This window comes from Bacillota bacterium (genome assembly GCA_012839765.1).
GTDB lineage: Bacteria > Bacillota > Limnochordia > DUMW01 > DUMW01 > DUMW01.
Genome location: DUMW01000035.1, coordinates 1 through 16,918 on the forward strand (window position 1 = coordinate 1; position 16,918 = coordinate 16,918).

Genomic DNA, 16,918 nt, shown 5'->3' on the forward strand with positions numbered 1-16,918 from the left:
GACGCGGAGGCAAGGCGGAAGGAGACAGGGTTTATCAGATATTATCGTTCAAATGCTCCTCAGAGGGGCTATAACCGGTGGCTTAAGTACTGACTGGTCGGCCTCCGGCGTCGGTTAAACGAAGTCTTTCGTTTGACCGTGTCTTTAGCCTAGGAGTTCAATGACGGCATCCTCGGTGGGTCCGAAGACGATGCGTCCACCCATATTGCTTTCATAGATGAAATCGTGACGGCTCTTGCTGGTATACTGAGAAAAATTCCCTACGATGCCCATCTTCACATCGTAGTTGATGAACTTTTGCACAATCTCTCCTGCGAGCCTCGTTTTCAGGTGGAAAAGCTCTTCGCAGATGGCGGACTTATTTATAACAACCGCGCAGTGGCCAGTCTCGAAGCTCACAGCTGCGATGCGATCCAGAGCGGACTGCACATTGGTTATCAGAACTGTATCGCTTGTTACCACGGCAATATGTCCATTCTTGCTATGAACTGTGCGAACATGTATCATGACTGCCTTCCGTGGCTTGATGTTGCTTCATTCTATCGGTTTAGACATACCGCCGTCAACGTTGTTCCATATCACATCTTCGTGCTGTGCCTGGACTTGGCTGAGGAACAATAGGGCATGGCTGGCATAGTGGGTCTTCTACGGGCTAAGCATTGACTATTGCCTTTCTTTCTGAACTTTAGGGTTTTGATCTTAGGGCAGGATTTCCGCGGCCAAATAGAGAATGTCATTTTGTACTAGCTGACCAAAGATCTAAAGCCTACTTTTGTCTTGGAAAGCCCGTCTGCTTGTGGGCTTTTTTGTTCTGCAGTTTTCGTGTGGTCAAAAGATAATCCTGTGGCTTGCTGAGAGGAAGGGGGGTAGGTTAGATGGGCAAGAAGTCGGATATTAGACTTGAGGGAAGAACGCGGCGTTGTCTGTCGGTTCCGGTGGAGCTGTTTACGGACTATCAGCCGATGGTGGGACCATTGGCGGTGGCGGCTTGGCTGAATCTGCGGGTGTTGGTGGAAATCCAGCATGGGGACACTGCCCGGGAGTACTTGATGAGCCAGATGGATCTGGACGGCCGGTCCGTGGATAACATCCTGAAGCGATTGGAAAACGTGGGACTCTTAAAGGCCGATGGCACAGGTTGGATCTTGAAAGAACCAACGGGACTTCCCCGCCAAGCCCCTGTTGAGCAGCCTGAGACAGTTTCCGAAGAGGAATTCTGGGATCAAGTGGCTGCTAGCGTTGCCCTCGAGGGAGAGGATCTATCCCTGGAACCTACCGCTCAGGAACAGACCAGTCTTCCCACAGAGGTAAATCCGGACCTGGATTCAGTGTTGGAGCTTTACGCTAACCGGATTGGTTTGATCGGTCCCACCCAATACCAGAAGCTAGAGTATTGGATGGAACATAAGAAGATGAGTGCCGATGTGATTGCCCTTGCTATCGAGGAGACTGCCCTTTCGGCCCAGTCGCCCCGTTTTGAATACCTCGAGGGGATCCTGCGCAATTGGAGCAACCAGGGGGTTCGCACTGTGGATCACCTGATTAAGAAAAAGATCAAGGTCCGGGCTTTGGCCGGTATGCAGCCAGAAGAAACTGTGAACGAGACTTACGAGGGTTGGCCAAATGCCACCGCCTATAACATAGTGGATGAAGACCGGCTAAAGATCTGGAAGGAGTTGTACCCAGATGACTAATCAACCAGGGAAGGAACAAGCCTTTGTTCCCTACGACCTTGAGGCGGAGCAACGGGTACTGGGCATTCTGATCAGGCATCCGGAGCGGGTGGACCATTGCATTGACCGGCTCAGGGAAGACCATTTTTACGATATAAGACACCGCAAGATATTCCGAGCGATTTGGGATTTGTACAATGCCAGTGGGTATATATCCTACACCCAGGTCTACAACCGGCTCAGAAATGACGAGAGTCTTAAGGATATCGATGACGTCCTTTTGCAGATGACCGAGTCCTTCGTCAGCCAGGCGGAGTTGCAGCCCAGTATCGATACTCTGGTGGACAAGGCTGCCCGACGTCGGATCCTCAATGCCGTCGCGAAGATCGAGGAAATGGTGCGCCTTAACACTGAAGAGAGTCTCAGTGCCATCCAAGCAAAGGCCCAGGAGCTCATCTTCCAAGCCTGCCAGGGCGAAGGAGAAGGGGAAGATGCCAAGGACCTGATCGATGTACTTAGTAGGTGCTATACCAATCTCATTGAACGGCGGGAGGGTAAGGTCTCCTATGGCCTGCCGGTGCGTTTCCCGTCCATCGACGCGTTGACCACCGGCTTCAAGAAGAAGGACCTGATCATCCTGGCGGCCCGTCCAAGTATGGGTAAGACAGCCTTGGCCCTCAATTTTGCCATGAATGTTGCCAAACGGAATATACCCGTATTAATCTTCAGTTTGGAGATGGATGATGAACAGATTGGTGACCGCATCGTGCTCAGTGAGCTCTTCCGGTACAAAGACCGGGGCCCGGCGGTGACGTCTTTCGATTACGCCACCCGCCTTGATGACGAGAAGCTCGCGGTTACGGAGCAGGTCTTCAATGAACTTTATGATCTGCCGATTAAAATCGTGGATACCCGCGGTCTTAGCGTGGGGGAGATCCGGGCTAAAGCCAGGAAAGTCAAGGCTGAGCATAAGGATCTGGGTCTTGTCATCATCGACTATCTGCAACTCATTCGTCCCACCGGGGATAGTAACCGCAACTGGGCTCTGCAGGTGGGGGATATCGTTCGGGAACTGCGGGACTTGGCGGGAGAGTTGGATCTGCCCATCATTCTCCTGTCTCAGTTGAACCGCGGTGTGGAAGCCCGCGACAACAAACGGCCCAGGATGTCGGATCTGCGGGATAGTGGAAACATCGAGGAGTTTGCCGATGTGATCATGTTCCTTTACCGGGAAGACTATTACTATCCCGACAAGGCGGCTGCAGAGGGGACCCAGGGTTTGGTGGAAGTAATCATTGCCAAGCAGCGTAAAGGGCAGACCGGCAAGGCTATCCTGCGGTGGGTTCCCGAGTACACCCGGTTCATAGATGAGTCGTTCCGAGAGGAGGCGGAGATAGGTGCCTGATCTGGACGCTGAAAGTGAACGGCTGAAACTGCAATTTGTGATGGCTTACGACGAATTGTGTAAACAGGGCAAGATCACGGAAGCCGAGTTCCAAGAGATTGTGAACATCATTGAGCATATCGGTGAATACAGTATTAGTGAGCTGCGAGAAAAGCTGGATCCCTACCGGTGGTTGAATAGGGATTGAGCTGTTTGGGAGGCGACCAATGCGGCCTGTTCGGTATCGGCATCCGCTTCTTCTAGTGGCGGTTGTCCTAGGGATTTTGGCCCTGCTCACCTGTGCAGGGCAGCGGGATTTTTCTTCCGAGGTGGTGGTGGTGGTCTACGGTCAAACCACCTGGCAACTGAAAACGAAAGCGAAAACGGTGGAAGAGGTGGTGGCGGAATTCCCTATCTCCATCTCTTCCTTCGACGCGGTGTATCCCTCTTTAGATAGCGAAGTCGTGCCGGGAATGGAGATCTTTGTCCAACCAGCCTTTACCGTAACCCTGCAGGTCGATGGTCGTCGGTATATTCACCATACCACGGAGACGACGGTAAGGGACGTCTTGGATCAGTTGGGTATTGCCCTGGGCGAGTTAGACTTCGTGGTTCCCGACGTATCCACTACCCTGACGGAGGATGCCTTGGTTAAGATCGTCCGGGTGGAAGAAGAATATATTACAAAGCAGGTACTCTTGGGTTACCGGGTGATCCAGACGGTGGACCATGATCTGGAACAGGGCCGGACGGTGACAGTGCAGACCGGAGATAACGGGATCCGGGAGGATATCTACCGACTGACGTACCACGACGGGGTCTTGGCCAGCGAGGAGCTGATCTCCCAAGAGGTGGTAAAGGAGCCGGTTCCCCAGATTATTGCCATGGGGACAAAGATTCTGTATTATACTGCCGAGACTCCAGCAGGGTCAATCCGTTACCGAAAGGTACTGGAGTTAGAGGCCACCGCTTATTATCCGGGTCCCGAGAGTACGGGCAAATGGGCCGACGGTACCACCTACACTGGTGCCCCGGCCGGGTACGGTGTGGTGGCGGTGGATCCTTCGGTGATTCCCCTGGGTACTCGGATGTACATTCCTGGATATGGTATCGCTGTGGCCGCGGACATCGGCGGAGCCATCAAGGGGAACATCATCGATCTTTGCTTTGATACCTACCGTGAGGCGGTGCATTTCGGCCGTCGGATAGTGAAAGTATATATCTTGGAGTGAACAGGCCTGTGGAGGTCAATCTTACCAGTGTCAGCGTAGTGCGACAACAGCTGGCATCCCAACAGATCCGTCCCAGCAAGAGACTGGGACAAAACTTCTTGGTGGATGCTAATATTGTCAATAAGATAGTTGCTGCTGTAGAGCCCGATTCCGGCGATTTGGTGATAGAAATCGGAGCGGGATTGGGTACCCTCACGAAGGCCCTGGCCGAGCACGCCGGGGCGGTCATCGCGGTGGAGAAGGACCACCGGTTGAGCCCCCTTTTGCAACAAAACCTTGGACATCTTCCCCATGTACGGGTTATTGAAGGGGACATCCTGGAATTACCGATTGACACCCTTGTGTCATTGGCCGGTGACTATGGTATAATCAAAACCGTAGGGAATTTGCCCTATTATGTGACAAGCCCGATAATTATGCATTTACTGGCGGCCACGGTGCCTTTGGCCAGTATCACCTGTATGGTGCAAAGGGAAGTGGCCCAAAGGATCCTGGCTTCGCCCGGGACCAAGGAATATGGTGTGTTGTCGGTGGCGGCCCAGGCCAAAAGCGTTCCTGAGCTAGTCTGTAACGTGCCCAGGACGGTATTCTATCCGAAGCCCGAGGTGGACTCCGCGGTGATTCGGCTCATACCCCGGGAGCAGCCCTTCCCCAACGCCATCTATGAGGAGACCTTCTTCCGGGTGGTAAAGGCTGCCTTTGGCCAGCGGCGGAAGACCATCGGTAACGCCCTGAAAAAGGGCTTGGAGATGCCCGCAGAGGCCGTAGATGAATTACTAGCCAAAGCGCAGATTGATCCCATGCGTCGAGGTGAGACTTTAAGCGGCGAGGAATTCTATCAACTGACGGAGATTATCCTAAGGGGTAGCTAGTTTAAAGCCATGCGAGGAAGGCGAGATATATGCAGTTTCTGAGTCCAAGTTGTGGTCCACTGGATATCGATGAAGTCTTCCAGCAGATCATCGCATATATGCAAGAGATGCCCACGGAAAAGTATCGGTTGATTATCGGCACCGATTCCCAGACCAGGGATGACACTTGCTTTGTTACGGCCATTCTCATCCACCGAGAAGGCCGTGGTGGCCGCTATTTTTACACCAAGGAGCGGCACGATCACATCAGAAGCCTGCGGCAGCGGATCTTCTACGAAACCTCCCGCAGTCTAATGGTGGCCAGCGACTTTGCGGAACGATTGGCCCAAAACGGCTTTGGGGATCTGGATATTGAGATCCACCTGGACGTAGGTCCCAACGGGGAAACCAAGGAGCTCATCCGCGAAGTGGTGGGCATGGTGGTAGGCAGCGGTTACCATGCCAAGATTAAGCCCGAATCCTACGGTGCCTCCAACGTAGCCGACAAACACACCAAGTGATCTTTTTCCTCCCAGATATAATGCCGAAACAGTCCTAAATAGAGCCGATAATCATCGTAGGAGACCGCCAAAAGTGTTTGGTGGTCGCAATTGAGCATAACCCCACCCGGGCGACAGTAGGTAAGCGTCTTTCAAATCCCTAGAAGTCCGGTCAGCTCCCGCCGATTCTTCCTTTCCACCGTGCTGCTTTCCTCCAGCCAAGATCTGTCATAAACAAACCCACGGAAAATACCGATATATTCCGTTAGAAGATGCCTGCAAGGAGGGACAGATGTGGATTTGAGCGATTACCAGGCGATATTCACCGCCGAAGCTACCGAATACCTCAATGCCCTGGGGGACAATCTCCTGCTTTTGGAGAAGAACCCCGAGGACCAGGAGATACTTGCGGAACTGTTTCGGGCTGCCCACAGCCTAAAAGGTATGTCTGCCACGGTGGGCCTAGAGGATCTTTCGTCTTTGGCCCATGACATGGAGACCCTGTTGGACCAGTTTCGCAAACAGACCCTTGCGGTTTCCTCCCAGGCCATCACTGTCCTTCTCCAAGCGGTGGAAGCGATGGAAAAGATGCTGGCCCAGTTTGCCGAGGACCCCAGCGCCTACCGGCCCGCCTCTCGAGAGGATCTGTCGAAGAAGATCTATGCCCTTATCGAAGGAAAATCCCTTGCGTCGGAGACTACTGAAGAAGAGGAAAAATCAGAGGTTGGTTCAGGCCAGTGGGAACTGGTCCCCCTGGAGAAAGTCGATACCGCGCAACCCATTTACCGGGTGGAAATACAGCTTGCGGACGACGTGCAGATGAAATCGGTCCGGGCTTACATGGTACACCGGGCCTTGAGTGAGTTGGGGAACATCGTGGCCAGTGAGCCCTCCCTGGAGGATCTAAAGGAAGAACGGTTTGACCTGAAATTCTGCTTCACGCTGGTTACTGTCCATCCCCTAGAGAAGATCGAGAAGGTCCTCATTGGGATTCCTGATCTGCTCCTTTTTCAGATAAACCGGATCTCCTCGGAACAACTGGTCCCGAAAAAGGAAAGCCAGGAGCGGGAGGAGACCCGGGAAGTTTCCCGCACCCGGGCCCGAGATTTCATCCGGGTGGACACTCAACGCATAGATGCTTTGGTGAATCTTACCGGAGAGCTGACCATCACCCGGAACAATATCATGGAGGCCTTGGATCTCACCCAGGATACCGATTTGGTGGACGCGGTGCGTCGCTTGGATCGTCTGACCACAGATCTGTATCGGGGAATTATGAAGTTGCGCATGGTGCCCATTCGGGAGCTTTTTGAACGCTTCCCCCGGATGGTGCGTAACCTCGCTATCGAGCAGAACAAGGAAGTGGAGTTGGTTATCTCTGGCGAGGACACCGAACTGGATCGTTCCATTGTGAACCACCTGGCGGATCCCTTGGTGCACCTAGTGCGCAATGCTGTCGACCACGGCGTTGAACCCAAGGAAGAGCGGATACGCAAGGGCAAATCTCCCCAGGCCCAAGTTATCCTGCGGGCCTACCAAGAGGGGGGCTACGTGGTTATCGAGATCCGGGATGATGGGGCGGGCATCAATGTGGAGCGAGTGCGGGAAAAGGCGATCCAAAAGGGTCTTCTCACCGCCGATGAAGCCTCCAAGCTGCCTAGGGAAGAAGTCATTCAATATGTTTTCCACCCGGGTTTTTCCACCAGGGATAAAGTCACCGATATTTCCGGTCGGGGTGTGGGGATGGATGTGGTCAAGAAAACGGTTGACTCGATGAAAGGTTCTGTGTATATTGACACTAAGGAAGATCAGTATACACAGATCACCATCCGGCTGCCCTTGACCTTGGCTATCACCCGGACTTTGTTGGTGAAGGACCAGGCGGGAGCCTACTATGCTATCCCGGTGGATGTGGTGGTGGAAAACCTACGGATCCGCAGTCAGGAACTGAAGCAGGTCTATGAACAAGGTGTGATCAACCTCAGGGGAGAAGTGGTTCCGATCATCTCCTTGCAGGAGATTTTAACCGGAGACAAAACAGAATATAACACCAATGTGCTTTGGGTAGTGGTGGTCCAGGCCCACCGGAGGAAGTTGGGGCTAGTGGTGGATCAGTTGGTGGGCCAGCTGGAAGTGGTCACCAAGACATTGCCCAAGGCCTTGTTACATCATCAAGGTGTTGCCGGCGCCACCGTCTTAGGTAGCGGTGAGATCGCCTTAATCATTGATGTGAACAACTTGTTACACACGGGTCGGGGGAGAGGATAAGATTGTCCAAGAACGTACTTATTGTCGACGACACTGCTTTCATGCGCATGATGCTGAAAAAGATATTGGTGCAAAACGGCTTCAATGTGGTGGGGGAAGCCGGTAACGGCCAGGAGGCCATCGAGCTTTACCAAGAACTAAAACCAGACATTGTTACCATGGATATTACCATGCCCAAGATGGATGGTATTACTGCCATCACGAAAATTAAAGAGCAGGATCCCAATGCAGTAATCATTGTCTGCAGCGCCATGGGGCAGAAGCAAATGGTGATTCAGGCCCTTAGCGCCGGTGCCAAGGACTTTATTGTCAAACCCTTTGAGGAGGAGCGGGTTATCGAGGCCTTAAGGAAGGCGCTGACGAGTTAATGGACCAAGAGGTAGTGAAAGAAGCAGTAATGGATATGTTGCTGGAACTGGGCAACATCGGTACGGGGCATGCGGCCACTTCCCTGTCTGTACTATTCGGACATGCCGCGGTGACCATCGATGTTCCGAAGACGATGTTGTACCCGGTCAGCAGATTCATCGAGCTTTTGCCGGATCCGGAAGAAGAGGTGGTGTGCACCCTGCGAACCATCGAAGGCGAGGTAGGGGCCATCGCCTTTTTGCAAACTATGCCCGATGCCTTGGTTTTGGCAGGCAGGCTACTGAACCAGCCAGTCCACACCCTGGACGACTTGGCCCGTTCGGCCCTAGATGAGGCCAGCAACATCATCACCGCCTCCTTCGTCAATGCCCTGGCGGACCTCAGTGATCTTCCCTTGGTGCCGGGGGTGGCGGGGATGGCCATCGGCGAAAGCGCAGCAATCCTCAACTCCATCCTGGTGGAGGGAGGAACGGTTAGCGACTGCGTGGTGGTGGTGGAGTCGGTCTTTCTTTTGCAGCAATACCGAACCACGGGCCATATTGTCTTTTTGCCGGAACCAGCCTTTCTCGAACACCTGATGGAACGCTTTAGACTGGAGTAGATTCATGGAGGAATATCTTGTCGGTTTAGGGGATTATGCCGTAATCAGCGGGAAAGGGATTATCAAGACCTTGGGCCTAGGTTCTTGCGTCGGCGTGGCCATCTACGATAGAATAAACCGGGTGGCAGGTTTATCCCACGTTTTCCTGGCCAGCGCCAACGGTCGGTACCGGGGGGATAATCCCGGCAAGTATGCAGATTTGGCAATCCCCCTCCTATACGAACAGATGCTTCGGGAAGGAGCCCAGCCCAGCTTCCTGCAGGCCAAAATCGCCGGCGGAGGCCAGCTTTTTGTGGGTATGGAAGGCCCTCTGCTCAATGTGGGGGCCCAGAACGTGCAAGCGGTGCGGGAGCAACTGAAGAAGCTGGGGATTCGGCTGGCTGGCGAAGTGGTGGGAGGAAACAAGGGACGGTCGATGTCCATCGACGCTGCCACCGGGATCGTAACCATTAACACCGCGGGCAAGGTGACTGTACTTTAGGTGTGGAGCGGAGACAAGGATGGACAAGATCAAAGTGATGGTGGTGGACGACTCCGCATTTATGCGGCGTTTGTTGACGGATCTTTTGGAGGTGGACTCGGCCATCGAGGTGGTGGGGACCGCCGCCAATGGAGTGGAGTTTCTAGAGGAAGTGCCAAGGCTCAAACCCGATGTGGTGACCTTGGATATCCACATGCCCCAGATGGACGGGATTTCGGCCCTCCGCAAACTGATGGAGACCAATCCCCTTCCGGTGGTACTGTTAAGTAGTGTAACCAAAGAAGGCAGCGATGTCACCACCGAAGGACTACTCCTCGGCGCTGTTGATTTCCTTACCAAACCCATTACTTGGGATAACATCGAAGGGTTCCGGGAACAACTGGCCCTGAAGGTTAAGACCGCAGCCAATGCTAATCTACGGGGCCTGGTCAAGGAGTTGCCCCCCACCCCTCCACCTAGAACCAGTCTACATGCCGGCGCTGCCCAGCGCCTGATTGCCATCGGTTCTTCCACCGGGGGGCCCAAGGCTCTGGAAACGTTGCTTTCCGGTCTATCTCCGCATTTGCCTGCCTGTGTGCTCATTAGTCAACACATGCCGGGCCAATTTACCGCGGCTTTAGCCCAGCGCTTGAATAACAGTTGTCCCCTGGAGGTGCGGGAAGCCCGCAGTGGAGACGTACTGAAAGAGGGTCTTGTCCTCTTGGCTCCAGGTGAATACCATCTGCGGGTGACACCCCGGCGGGTCGTCCAGCTCACCACTGAGGAGCCCGATGCCACCATCAGGCCTTCCATCGACGTAATGATTTCCTCTGCCGTGCAAGTCTACGGTGCCCAGATGGTGGCGGTGATTCTGACGGGTATGGGCCGGGACGGTGCTGCGGCTTGTCTTAAGGTCAAGGAAGCTGGGGGATTGGTGGTGGCCCAGGATGAAACAACCTCGGTGGTCTACGGTATGCCTAAAGCTGTGGTGGAAAATGGTGCGGCCCACATGAGTTTGCCTGGCCACAGTATTGCTGAATTTTTGAATTGGTATGTCAACGGCCTGAAACAGGGAAGCTTTCCAAGACTAAACGGACGCCCCGATTTAACCGAAAGATAAGAGGAAGGTTACGCAAGGAGCGTGGATTTCATGAAGATAGATCGCACGACCCTGGTGAGTTTTGCCCGGCTTAATGCCCAGACGGCACCAAAGGGTAAGCCTACCGCCAAGAAGACTCAGGCCGATCAGGTGTCTATTTCTGCCCAGGCCAGGCAATTGGCGGCCGTGTCCCAAAATGAGAGGGCGGAGAAAGTAGCTAAGATCAAGGAACAGATTGCTGCTGGGACCTACAAAGTGGATCCCGAGAAAGTGGCAGGCAAAATTATTGACTTTTTCAGGTAGGGGAATATGCGGGGGTTTCAGTTTACCTTAGACAAGCTGCTCCGGCTGCGGGAGGCGGAGAAGAAGCAGCAACAGCTTAAGACGGCTAAAGCTTACACCATAGTGGAGCAGCGGACAGAACAGGTCGCTAACCTGGGTACAAAGCGTGCAGAGGCTCTCCGTATGAAGGATGAGCCTTCCGTTGTCTCGATGCAGCTCAACTACAGACACAGACAATACCTGACCTGTGTCTTGAAGAATGCCCAAGACCAACTGCATCAGGCGAAAGAAGAACACGCTAGACAGCAGGAATACTTGCGGGAGGCGACGAAAGATTACAAGGTTTTAGTGCTTCTTAGGGATCGACAGAAGGATATGCACAGAAGGGCGATGCAAAGGCGGGAACAGCAAATGCTCGATGAGTTTGCCAGCTTTGCCCGAGTAAGGCAGGAGAGAGGGTAGTCCCCCTTGGAACGCTTGCCCATCGACAAGGTACGGCCTGGTATGTATTTGGTCCGTACAATTGAGGATAGTTCAGGAAGAGTGTTACTCAAGGCCGGAACACAACTGACTGCTAGATATATACAAAAGATTCACCAATTGGGATACCCCTCCATCTATGTCGGTGAACCCTGGGAAGCGGAGATTGAGGTAGCCCAACCGGTCTCCAGCGAAACGAAACATCGAATTACCTCGTCCCTGAGGGAATTGTACACCAAGCGGGGCCCGGACATGCTTGACGAACTGGTCGAGGTGGAACAAGCCGTCGAGGCCCTAGTAGACGAATTGCTGGTGCAGGAATCCATCGTTTTGAGCCTTTCGGAAATCCGCAATTACGACAACTACACATTTCATCACTGTGTGGATTGTTGTGTTCTTTCCCTTCTACTGGCCCGATCTTTGCGTCTGCCCCATAAAGAAATGTGTACAGTGGGGGTGGGTGCTGCACTCCATGATATTGGCAAAACCCTGGTGCCCCAGGATATCTTGTGTAAGCCAGGCCGTCTTACCCCGGAAGAGTACGAGATTGTGAAACAACATGCCGAAGATGGCTACCAGATGCTGGTACAACGGGGATCTTTGGACTATCGAGCGGCGATCGTGGCCCTGCAGCATCATGAGCGCATAGACGGTTCAGGGTATCCTGGTGGTCTGAAGGGAGAACAGACCCATCTGTTCAGTCGAATCGTCGCAGTGGCCGACGTTTTTGATGCTATCACCTCGGACCGTGCGTACCGCAAGGGTTTGAACTTCTCCCAAGCCAGGAAATTCTTCGATAGCAATCAACATCAATTCGACGAGAGTGTCCTCTCTGTCTTAAGTGAGTATGTGGTGGAGTATCCCGTGGGGTCTTACGTACGTTTGAACTCGGGACACCTTGGGGTAGTGATCCGTCTTAATTGGGAGCATCAAGACCAGCCCGTGGTGAACCTTATTTTCGATCCCAACGGGAACAAGTATTCCAAGCCCATCACCGTTGATCTGTTCACCGACGGGCGGAGGATCGTGGAAGAGTTACGGTCCCTGCGCGACGTCTAATCCCCCCATCCTAAACATTCCAATCCATTAAACCGATATTCATGGCAAGAACCTATGGTAAGAGGGTGGCTATATGAGTCTGTTTAATGGATTGGAAATTGCCAAACGAAGCATGCAAGTCCAGCGGAATCAGCTGAATATTGCCAACCACAATATTGCCAATGCCGGCACCGCAGGATATTCCCGACAGGAAGGTATCCAGGCAAGCTCCTTTGTGACAAGAACCACCAAAGGTGTCGTCGGCAATGGCGTGGTGATGGCCTATGTACAAAGGGCCCGGAATCCCTTCTACGATGCCCAGTTTCGGCAGGAGAGTCAAAACCTCGGATACTGGGATATTCAACGCAGTGCCATTGAGCAGATTGAGTTTATCTTGAACGAGCCCGGCAATACAGGGATCGATCATGCCATCAGCCAGTTCAAAATGGCGCTCCATGATCTTACGACCAACCCCCAAAGCCCGGCGGTACGGGCCAGTTTGCAACAGCAGGGTAAAGCCCTGGCCGAAGTCATTTCCCACGTCTATCGGCAGGGGGAAGACTTAGCCAATCAGATCCGCTCGGAGATCCAGATCACCATCAACGAGATCAACGGTCTTGCCGATGAGCTTGCCGCCCTCAACCGTCAGATCTCAAAGTTGGTGACCACTGGCCGAAATGCTAACGACCTACTTGATCGCCGGGATCACCTTTTAGATCAGCTGTCCTTCCTCGTGGATTTCTCCTATTCTGTGGAGCCCAATAACAGTATTACCATCTCCATTGGTGGACAGGTTCTTGTTCAAGATAACCAAGCAAACCATCTTCAGCTGGACACCAGTGGAGGCGATGTGAAAGTACTTTGGGGGGACGGTAGCACTGTCCAGCTCTCCTCCGGTGCTCTGCAAGGCCTGATCGATGTGGAACGGGAGATGATCCCCAAGTATCTTGATGCCTTGGATACGTTAGCTCGGGGCCTCATCTTGGGACTTAACGAAGTACATCGGGCCGGCTTTGGCCTTGATGGCAGCACGGGCCTTGATTTCTTCGTAGGCACAGGAGCAAAAGATATCCAGCTGGCCCCGGAGATCGCGGAGGATTACAAGAAAATAGCCGCGAGTGACACCCCCGATGAAGAAGGTAACGCCGGCAACGCCCTGCGGCTTTTGGAAACTATGGATGACCGGATCATCGATAACGGGAAGGCCAGTTACCAGGAGTATTTTACCGCCCTTATCGCCGCCTTAGGGGTAGAGGCCCGCCATGCGGCGAACATGACCACCAATCAATCCATGTTGGTGAGTCAGTTGGAAAACCTGAGACACAGCACTTCTAGCGTCTCCATCGATGAAGAGGTGGCCAATATTATTAAGTATCAGCATGCCTTCAATGCATCGGCGCGGGTGGTTAATGTCATCGACGAGATGCTGACAACCCTCATTGAACGGACCGGGCGATAGGAGGTAGGACCATGCGAATTACCAGCCAGATGATGGTGAATAACTTCGTGGCCAATCTACACAGGAACTTGGCCGAACTGAACAAGGAGTACGAGAAACTGGCCAGCGGGAAGAAATTCCAACGGCCCGGGGACGATCCCTCCGGTGTGACCCGTAGCATGACCCTGCAAGCAAAATTGCTGGAGAACGCTCAGTATGCTAGGAACATCGATGAGGCGTTGGCCATCTTTGAAACCAGTGAAATTGCCTTAAATAACGTCAGCAGTGTGCTGGCCCGGGCCAGGGACTTAACCATTCGTGCAGGGGGTTTGCTTGCCGATGAAGATCGGGGGGCCATCGCTAAGGAAGTCTCCGGACTCATACAGCAGCTTGTTGCCGCGGGCAATGTCTCTTCGGGAACTAAGTATGTCTTTGGCGGGAAGAAGGTAGGTACCGTGCCCTTCCAAACCTCCGGTGACAGTGTGGTCTATGTAGGTACCACGGACGTGCCCGAGTTTGAGATCAGCCCCTACGTACGTATGAAAGCGGGCGTTTCCGGCCACGAGGTCTTCTACCTTGATGATGATACGTCCCTATTTGATGTTCTAAAGTCCCTCGAAGAAGCCCTGGTCTCTAATCCGGAGACGATTGACGACTGCATAGGCAGTCTGGATCGGGCCATCGACCATGTTCTTCGCTATCGCGCCGAGATTGGAGCGAAGTACAACCATCTCACCAACGTGAAAGAGCGGTTGAAGGATATTGAGACCAATTTGAAGGCGTTGCTCTCTAACAACGAGGATACGGATATTGCGGAGACCATCATGCAGGCCAAGACTAAGGAGAATGTCTACACAGCTTCGTTAGCAACAGGGGCGAGGATTATTCAACCCTCGTTGGTTGACTTCTTGAGATAACCATGATGGCCATCAGTTCCCTGAGACAGCTTGTTATTGAGATCAAACCGGCGCAGTTAAGCATTGAATACCGGCTTGGTCGTGTCAAAGTAGATCTAACGGAATCCCTTGCCGATCTAGGTCTAAAAGGACCAACCAGGCTCGGCAGGGACGCCGCCCAGAAGGGGTGGCAGGCGGCCCAAGAGGGGATTGCTAAAAAGGCCCGTAAAGGCGACCGCCTGCGCTGGAATATTACAGCAAAGGGTGCCCTTTTACTCGAACCGCCACCCCAGGAGGTGTGTACCATTAACGTTGATATGGCACCGAAGCATCGACCGGAAATATCTGTTGTTCCTGGCTGGTTACGCATTTATGCATCTACTGCTTCGGTGCAGGTAGAGTTAACCCACAATGCGAGCGGGACAAATGGGAAAAGTGGCTTAGTTAATCAATATGTATAGTTTAACAAGAACTATTTGGCCTAGGGCTAAACACCAACAATCACAAACCGATAAATTAAGTGAAGAACCCAACTGGTGAAGACGGTCTCCGTTACACAACGGAGCCTTCATCAATAAAGCAAAAACAAAGCAAAGAGCAAGGAGGAAAAACGAATGCGAATCAACACGAACATTATGGCGTTGAACGCACATAGGCAGTTGTCTGTCAATCAGAGCGCCGTTTCTAAGGCTATGGAGAAGCTGTCATCGGGCCTTCGCATCAACCGGGCTGGTGATGATGCGGCTGGTCTGGCCATCAGCGAGAAAATGAGAGGCCAGATTCGGGGTCTCAAGCAGGCCATGAGGAATGCTCAGGATGGCATCAGCCTGATTCAGACTGCAGAGGGTGCGCTAAATGAAACACACGCCATTCTCCAGAGAATGAGGGAACTGGCTGCTCAAGCAGCCAACGATACCAACACTGAAGTTGATCGTTCCGAGATTCAGAAAGAAATCAATGAGCTTATTGATGAGATCGATCGCATCGCCAATCAGACTCAGTTCAACACCAAACATCTGTTGAACGGTACGTTCACTGGCACGTTCCACATCGGTGCTAATGAAGGGCAGAGCATTACATTAAGTATTGGAAACATGGCCGCGGGGAGAGCCCCTGAGATTACCGTCGATAGTGTCAACGTAGGTGCCCCGGATAAGTTGCCGGAGGTATCCGTTTCAGGCGTTGCTGGTTTCACGCAGAGCGGATCTGTGGAGTTTAAGGTAATCCATTCATCGGGTTCCCTTGCAGAAGCTGCATCCCACACGTTTACAATCGGGCAGGCCTTTCAGGACGGATCCACCCTAACGATCAACGGTTACAAAATCGGGTTTAGTTCACAAGGAACCGATGTAGCCGGTGCAGATTATACCATCGCTCTCCAAAAGGACGACGGTAGCGGTAACCCGACAGCGAAAACCCCTGCCGAGCTGGCGGGTGAAATAGCAAATCTAACCATCGGTGGAGTCACTCTTGAGGCCAACGGAGCGGAAGTCACGGTTATGGCTACGACGCCAGGCGCTGCAGGAAATAACATCATTATTGAAACGACTGACAACGGCGCAGTTGACTTTAATGGCTCGGTTAACCTTTCAGGCGGCAAGGATGAAGTTCCTGCCGGACTCTCCGCAACCATTGATGGAGAAGCTGTGCGTGAGACGGTGGTTAGCGGTGCCGGTGTGGTGACTTACACCACCTCAAGTGGTAAGTCCATTACTGCGGATCTGGGAACCTTTGCGTTGGCTAACGAAGAGGTGACCATCACTGTTGCCATCACGGTTGATGACGTTCCTGATGCCGAACAGGGTCTGCAGGTTGGTCAGCTCAAGGTTGATAACGTCACCAAGGATTCGGTGGGCGGCGTAATGACTCAAGCTGGGGCGGATGCTGCTCTTACAATTATCGACAATGCGATTGAGGCTGTTTCAGCAGAACGGTCCAAGCTCGGCGCTTACCAGAACCGTTTGGAGCATACTATCAGCAACCTCGGTACGTCTGCCGAGAACCTCCAAGCTGCTGAATCACGGATCCGTGACGTAGACATGGCAGAAGAGATGATGGCTTTTACCAAGAACAACATTCTCCAACAAGCTGCAACCGCTATGTTGGCTCAGGCTAATATGGCTCCTCAAAGTGTACTACAACTTCTTGGATAAGATCTTAAGTGGTAAGTTAATAAGGAGGGCTCCTAACGGGGCCTTTCCTTTTTTGAAAGGCAGTGACTGAAAAGAGGGATAACATGGAGGTGAATAAGATGCCCGAAGAAAAAGGGATTATGTATGAGCTGCTAAATGTGGATGCCGATAAGGCGTCCGAAGAAAAGCTTCGCGCTTTGGTGAAGCATTTGCAA

At 52.8% G+C, this 16,918-nt stretch carries 19 protein-coding genes; 18 read left to right on the forward strand and 1 reads right to left on the reverse strand.

Translation table 11 applies throughout. The features are described 5' to 3' along the window. Nucleotides 1–144 precede the first annotated feature (144 nt). Nucleotides 145–507: a DUF4180 domain-containing protein gene (locus GXX57_03650; GenBank protein ID HHV43750.1), complete on the reverse strand. Its 363-nt coding sequence runs from the start codon at nt 505–507 to the stop codon at nt 145–147. A gap of 368 nt (nt 508–875) precedes the next feature. Here GXX57_03650 and GXX57_03655 point away from each other — a divergent pair, with 368 nt between their 5' ends. The 18 genes from GXX57_03655 to GXX57_03740 all read left to right on the forward strand — a co-directional run bounded on the left by GXX57_03655 (nt 876) and on the right by GXX57_03740 (nt 16,724). Then, a complete protein-coding gene (locus GXX57_03655; GenBank protein ID HHV43751.1) occupies nt 876–1,694 on the forward strand; it encodes a DnaD domain protein in 819 nt (272 codons plus the stop codon). Continuing rightward, nucleotides 1,687–3,078, forward strand: coding sequence for a replicative DNA helicase (locus GXX57_03660; protein ID HHV43752.1), 1,392 nt, complete (start codon nt 1,687–1,689; stop codon nt 3,076–3,078). The genes GXX57_03655 and GXX57_03660 overlap by 8 nt, the downstream gene beginning before the upstream one ends. Continuing rightward, complete coding sequence (locus GXX57_03665; GenBank protein ID HHV43753.1) at nt 3,071–3,265, forward strand: hypothetical protein; 195 nt, start codon at nt 3,071–3,073, stop codon at nt 3,263–3,265. The genes GXX57_03660 and GXX57_03665 overlap by 8 nt, the downstream gene beginning before the upstream one ends. A gap of 19 nt (nt 3,266–3,284) precedes the next feature. Then, nucleotides 3,285–4,289: a DUF348 domain-containing protein gene (locus tag GXX57_03670; protein ID HHV43754.1), complete on the forward strand. Its 1,005-nt coding sequence runs from the start codon at nt 3,285–3,287 to the stop codon at nt 4,287–4,289. A gap of 8 nt (nt 4,290–4,297) precedes the next feature. After that, the gene (rsmA, locus tag GXX57_03675) at nt 4,298–5,161 is read left to right on the forward strand and encodes a 16S rRNA (adenine(1518)-N(6)/adenine(1519)-N(6))-dimethyltransferase RsmA (protein HHV43755.1); all 864 of its coding nucleotides are present in this window, start codon (nt 4,298–4,300) and stop codon (nt 5,159–5,161) included. Nucleotides 5,162–5,190: 29 nt separating this feature from the next. Further along, on the forward strand, nt 5,191–5,661 hold the full coding sequence (locus tag GXX57_03680; protein ID HHV43756.1) for a hypothetical protein: 471 nt from the start codon (nt 5,191–5,193) through the stop codon (nt 5,659–5,661). 273 nt (nt 5,662–5,934) lie between these two features. Beyond that, a complete protein-coding gene (locus GXX57_03685; GenBank protein HHV43757.1) occupies nt 5,935–7,908 on the forward strand; it encodes a chemotaxis protein CheA in 1,974 nt (657 codons plus the stop codon). A gap of 2 nt (nt 7,909–7,910) precedes the next feature. Further along, nucleotides 7,911–8,276, forward strand: a complete 366-nt coding sequence (locus tag GXX57_03690; GenBank protein HHV43758.1) for a response regulator — start codon at nt 7,911–7,913, stop codon at nt 8,274–8,276. Continuing rightward, nucleotides 8,276–8,878, forward strand: a complete 603-nt coding sequence (locus GXX57_03695; protein HHV43759.1) for a hypothetical protein — start codon at nt 8,276–8,278, stop codon at nt 8,876–8,878. The genes GXX57_03690 and GXX57_03695 overlap by 1 nt, the downstream gene beginning before the upstream one ends. Before the next feature lie 4 nt (nt 8,879–8,882). Beyond that, the gene (locus tag GXX57_03700) at nt 8,883–9,359 is read left to right on the forward strand and encodes a chemotaxis protein CheD (protein ID HHV43760.1); all 477 of its coding nucleotides are present in this window, start codon (nt 8,883–8,885) and stop codon (nt 9,357–9,359) included. A 19-nt stretch (nt 9,360–9,378) separates the two neighbouring features. Further along, the gene (locus GXX57_03705; protein ID HHV43761.1) at nt 9,379–10,458 is read left to right on the forward strand and encodes a chemotaxis response regulator protein-glutamate methylesterase; all 1,080 of its coding nucleotides are present in this window, start codon (nt 9,379–9,381) and stop codon (nt 10,456–10,458) included. A 30-nt stretch (nt 10,459–10,488) separates the two neighbouring features. Beyond that, on the forward strand, nt 10,489–10,740 hold the full coding sequence (gene flgM, locus GXX57_03710; GenBank protein HHV43762.1) for a flagellar biosynthesis anti-sigma factor FlgM: 252 nt from the start codon (nt 10,489–10,491) through the stop codon (nt 10,738–10,740). Nucleotides 10,741–10,746: 6 nt separating this feature from the next. Continuing rightward, on the forward strand, nt 10,747–11,181 hold the full coding sequence (locus tag GXX57_03715; GenBank protein HHV43763.1) for a hypothetical protein: 435 nt from the start codon (nt 10,747–10,749) through the stop codon (nt 11,179–11,181). 6 nt (nt 11,182–11,187) lie between these two features. Next, nucleotides 11,188–12,258 (forward strand): HD-GYP domain-containing protein, encoded by a 1,071-nt coding sequence (locus GXX57_03720; protein ID HHV43764.1) that lies wholly within the window; start codon nt 11,188–11,190, stop codon nt 12,256–12,258. A gap of 73 nt (nt 12,259–12,331) precedes the next feature. Further along, nucleotides 12,332–13,696 carry a flagellar hook-associated protein FlgK gene (gene flgK, locus GXX57_03725; protein HHV43765.1) on the forward strand — a complete coding sequence of 455 codons (1,365 nt, stop codon included), beginning with the start codon at nt 12,332–12,334 and terminating at the stop codon, nt 13,694–13,696. 11 nt (nt 13,697–13,707) lie between these two features. Continuing rightward, nucleotides 13,708–14,592 carry a flagellar hook-associated protein FlgL gene (flgL, locus tag GXX57_03730; GenBank protein HHV43766.1) on the forward strand — a complete coding sequence of 295 codons (885 nt, stop codon included), beginning with the start codon at nt 13,708–13,710 and terminating at the stop codon, nt 14,590–14,592. A 5-nt stretch (nt 14,593–14,597) separates the two neighbouring features. Then, nucleotides 14,598–15,032 carry a hypothetical protein gene (locus tag GXX57_03735; protein ID HHV43767.1) on the forward strand — a complete coding sequence of 145 codons (435 nt, stop codon included), beginning with the start codon at nt 14,598–14,600 and terminating at the stop codon, nt 15,030–15,032. Nucleotides 15,033–15,185: 153 nt separating this feature from the next. Beyond that, nucleotides 15,186–16,724 (forward strand): flagellin, encoded by a 1,539-nt coding sequence (locus tag GXX57_03740; GenBank protein ID HHV43768.1) that lies wholly within the window; start codon nt 15,186–15,188, stop codon nt 16,722–16,724. The last annotated feature ends 194 nt before the right edge of the window (nt 16,725–16,918 follow it).

Bases quoted from the DNA above. Each gene is read 5' to 3' on its own strand.
- GXX57_03650 (HHV43750.1), bottom strand. From the start codon at position 507: ATGATACATGTTCGCACAGTTCATAGCAAGAATGGACATATTGCCGTG.
- GXX57_03655 (HHV43751.1), top strand. From the start codon at position 876: ATGGGCAAGAAGTCGGATATTAGACTTGAGGGAAGAACGCGGCGTTGT.
- GXX57_03660 (HHV43752.1), top strand. From the start codon at position 1,687: ATGACTAATCAACCAGGGAAGGAACAAGCCTTTGTTCCCTACGACCTT.
- GXX57_03670 (HHV43754.1), top strand. From the start codon at position 3,285: ATGCGGCCTGTTCGGTATCGGCATCCGCTTCTTCTAGTGGCGGTTGTC.
- GXX57_03680 (HHV43756.1), top strand. From the start codon at position 5,191: ATGCAGTTTCTGAGTCCAAGTTGTGGTCCACTGGATATCGATGAAGTC.
- GXX57_03695 (HHV43759.1), top strand. From the start codon at position 8,276: ATGGACCAAGAGGTAGTGAAAGAAGCAGTAATGGATATGTTGCTGGAA.
- GXX57_03700 (HHV43760.1), top strand. From the start codon at position 8,883: ATGGAGGAATATCTTGTCGGTTTAGGGGATTATGCCGTAATCAGCGGG.
- GXX57_03705 (HHV43761.1), top strand. From the start codon at position 9,379: ATGGACAAGATCAAAGTGATGGTGGTGGACGACTCCGCATTTATGCGG.
- flgM (HHV43762.1), top strand. From the start codon at position 10,489: ATGAAGATAGATCGCACGACCCTGGTGAGTTTTGCCCGGCTTAATGCC.
- GXX57_03715 (HHV43763.1), top strand. From the start codon at position 10,747: ATGCGGGGGTTTCAGTTTACCTTAGACAAGCTGCTCCGGCTGCGGGAG.
- flgK (HHV43765.1), top strand. From the start codon at position 12,332: ATGAGTCTGTTTAATGGATTGGAAATTGCCAAACGAAGCATGCAAGTC.
- flgL (HHV43766.1), top strand. From the start codon at position 13,708: ATGCGAATTACCAGCCAGATGATGGTGAATAACTTCGTGGCCAATCTA.
- GXX57_03735 (HHV43767.1), top strand. From the start codon at position 14,598: ATGGCCATCAGTTCCCTGAGACAGCTTGTTATTGAGATCAAACCGGCG.
- GXX57_03740 (HHV43768.1), top strand. From the start codon at position 15,186: ATGCGAATCAACACGAACATTATGGCGTTGAACGCACATAGGCAGTTG.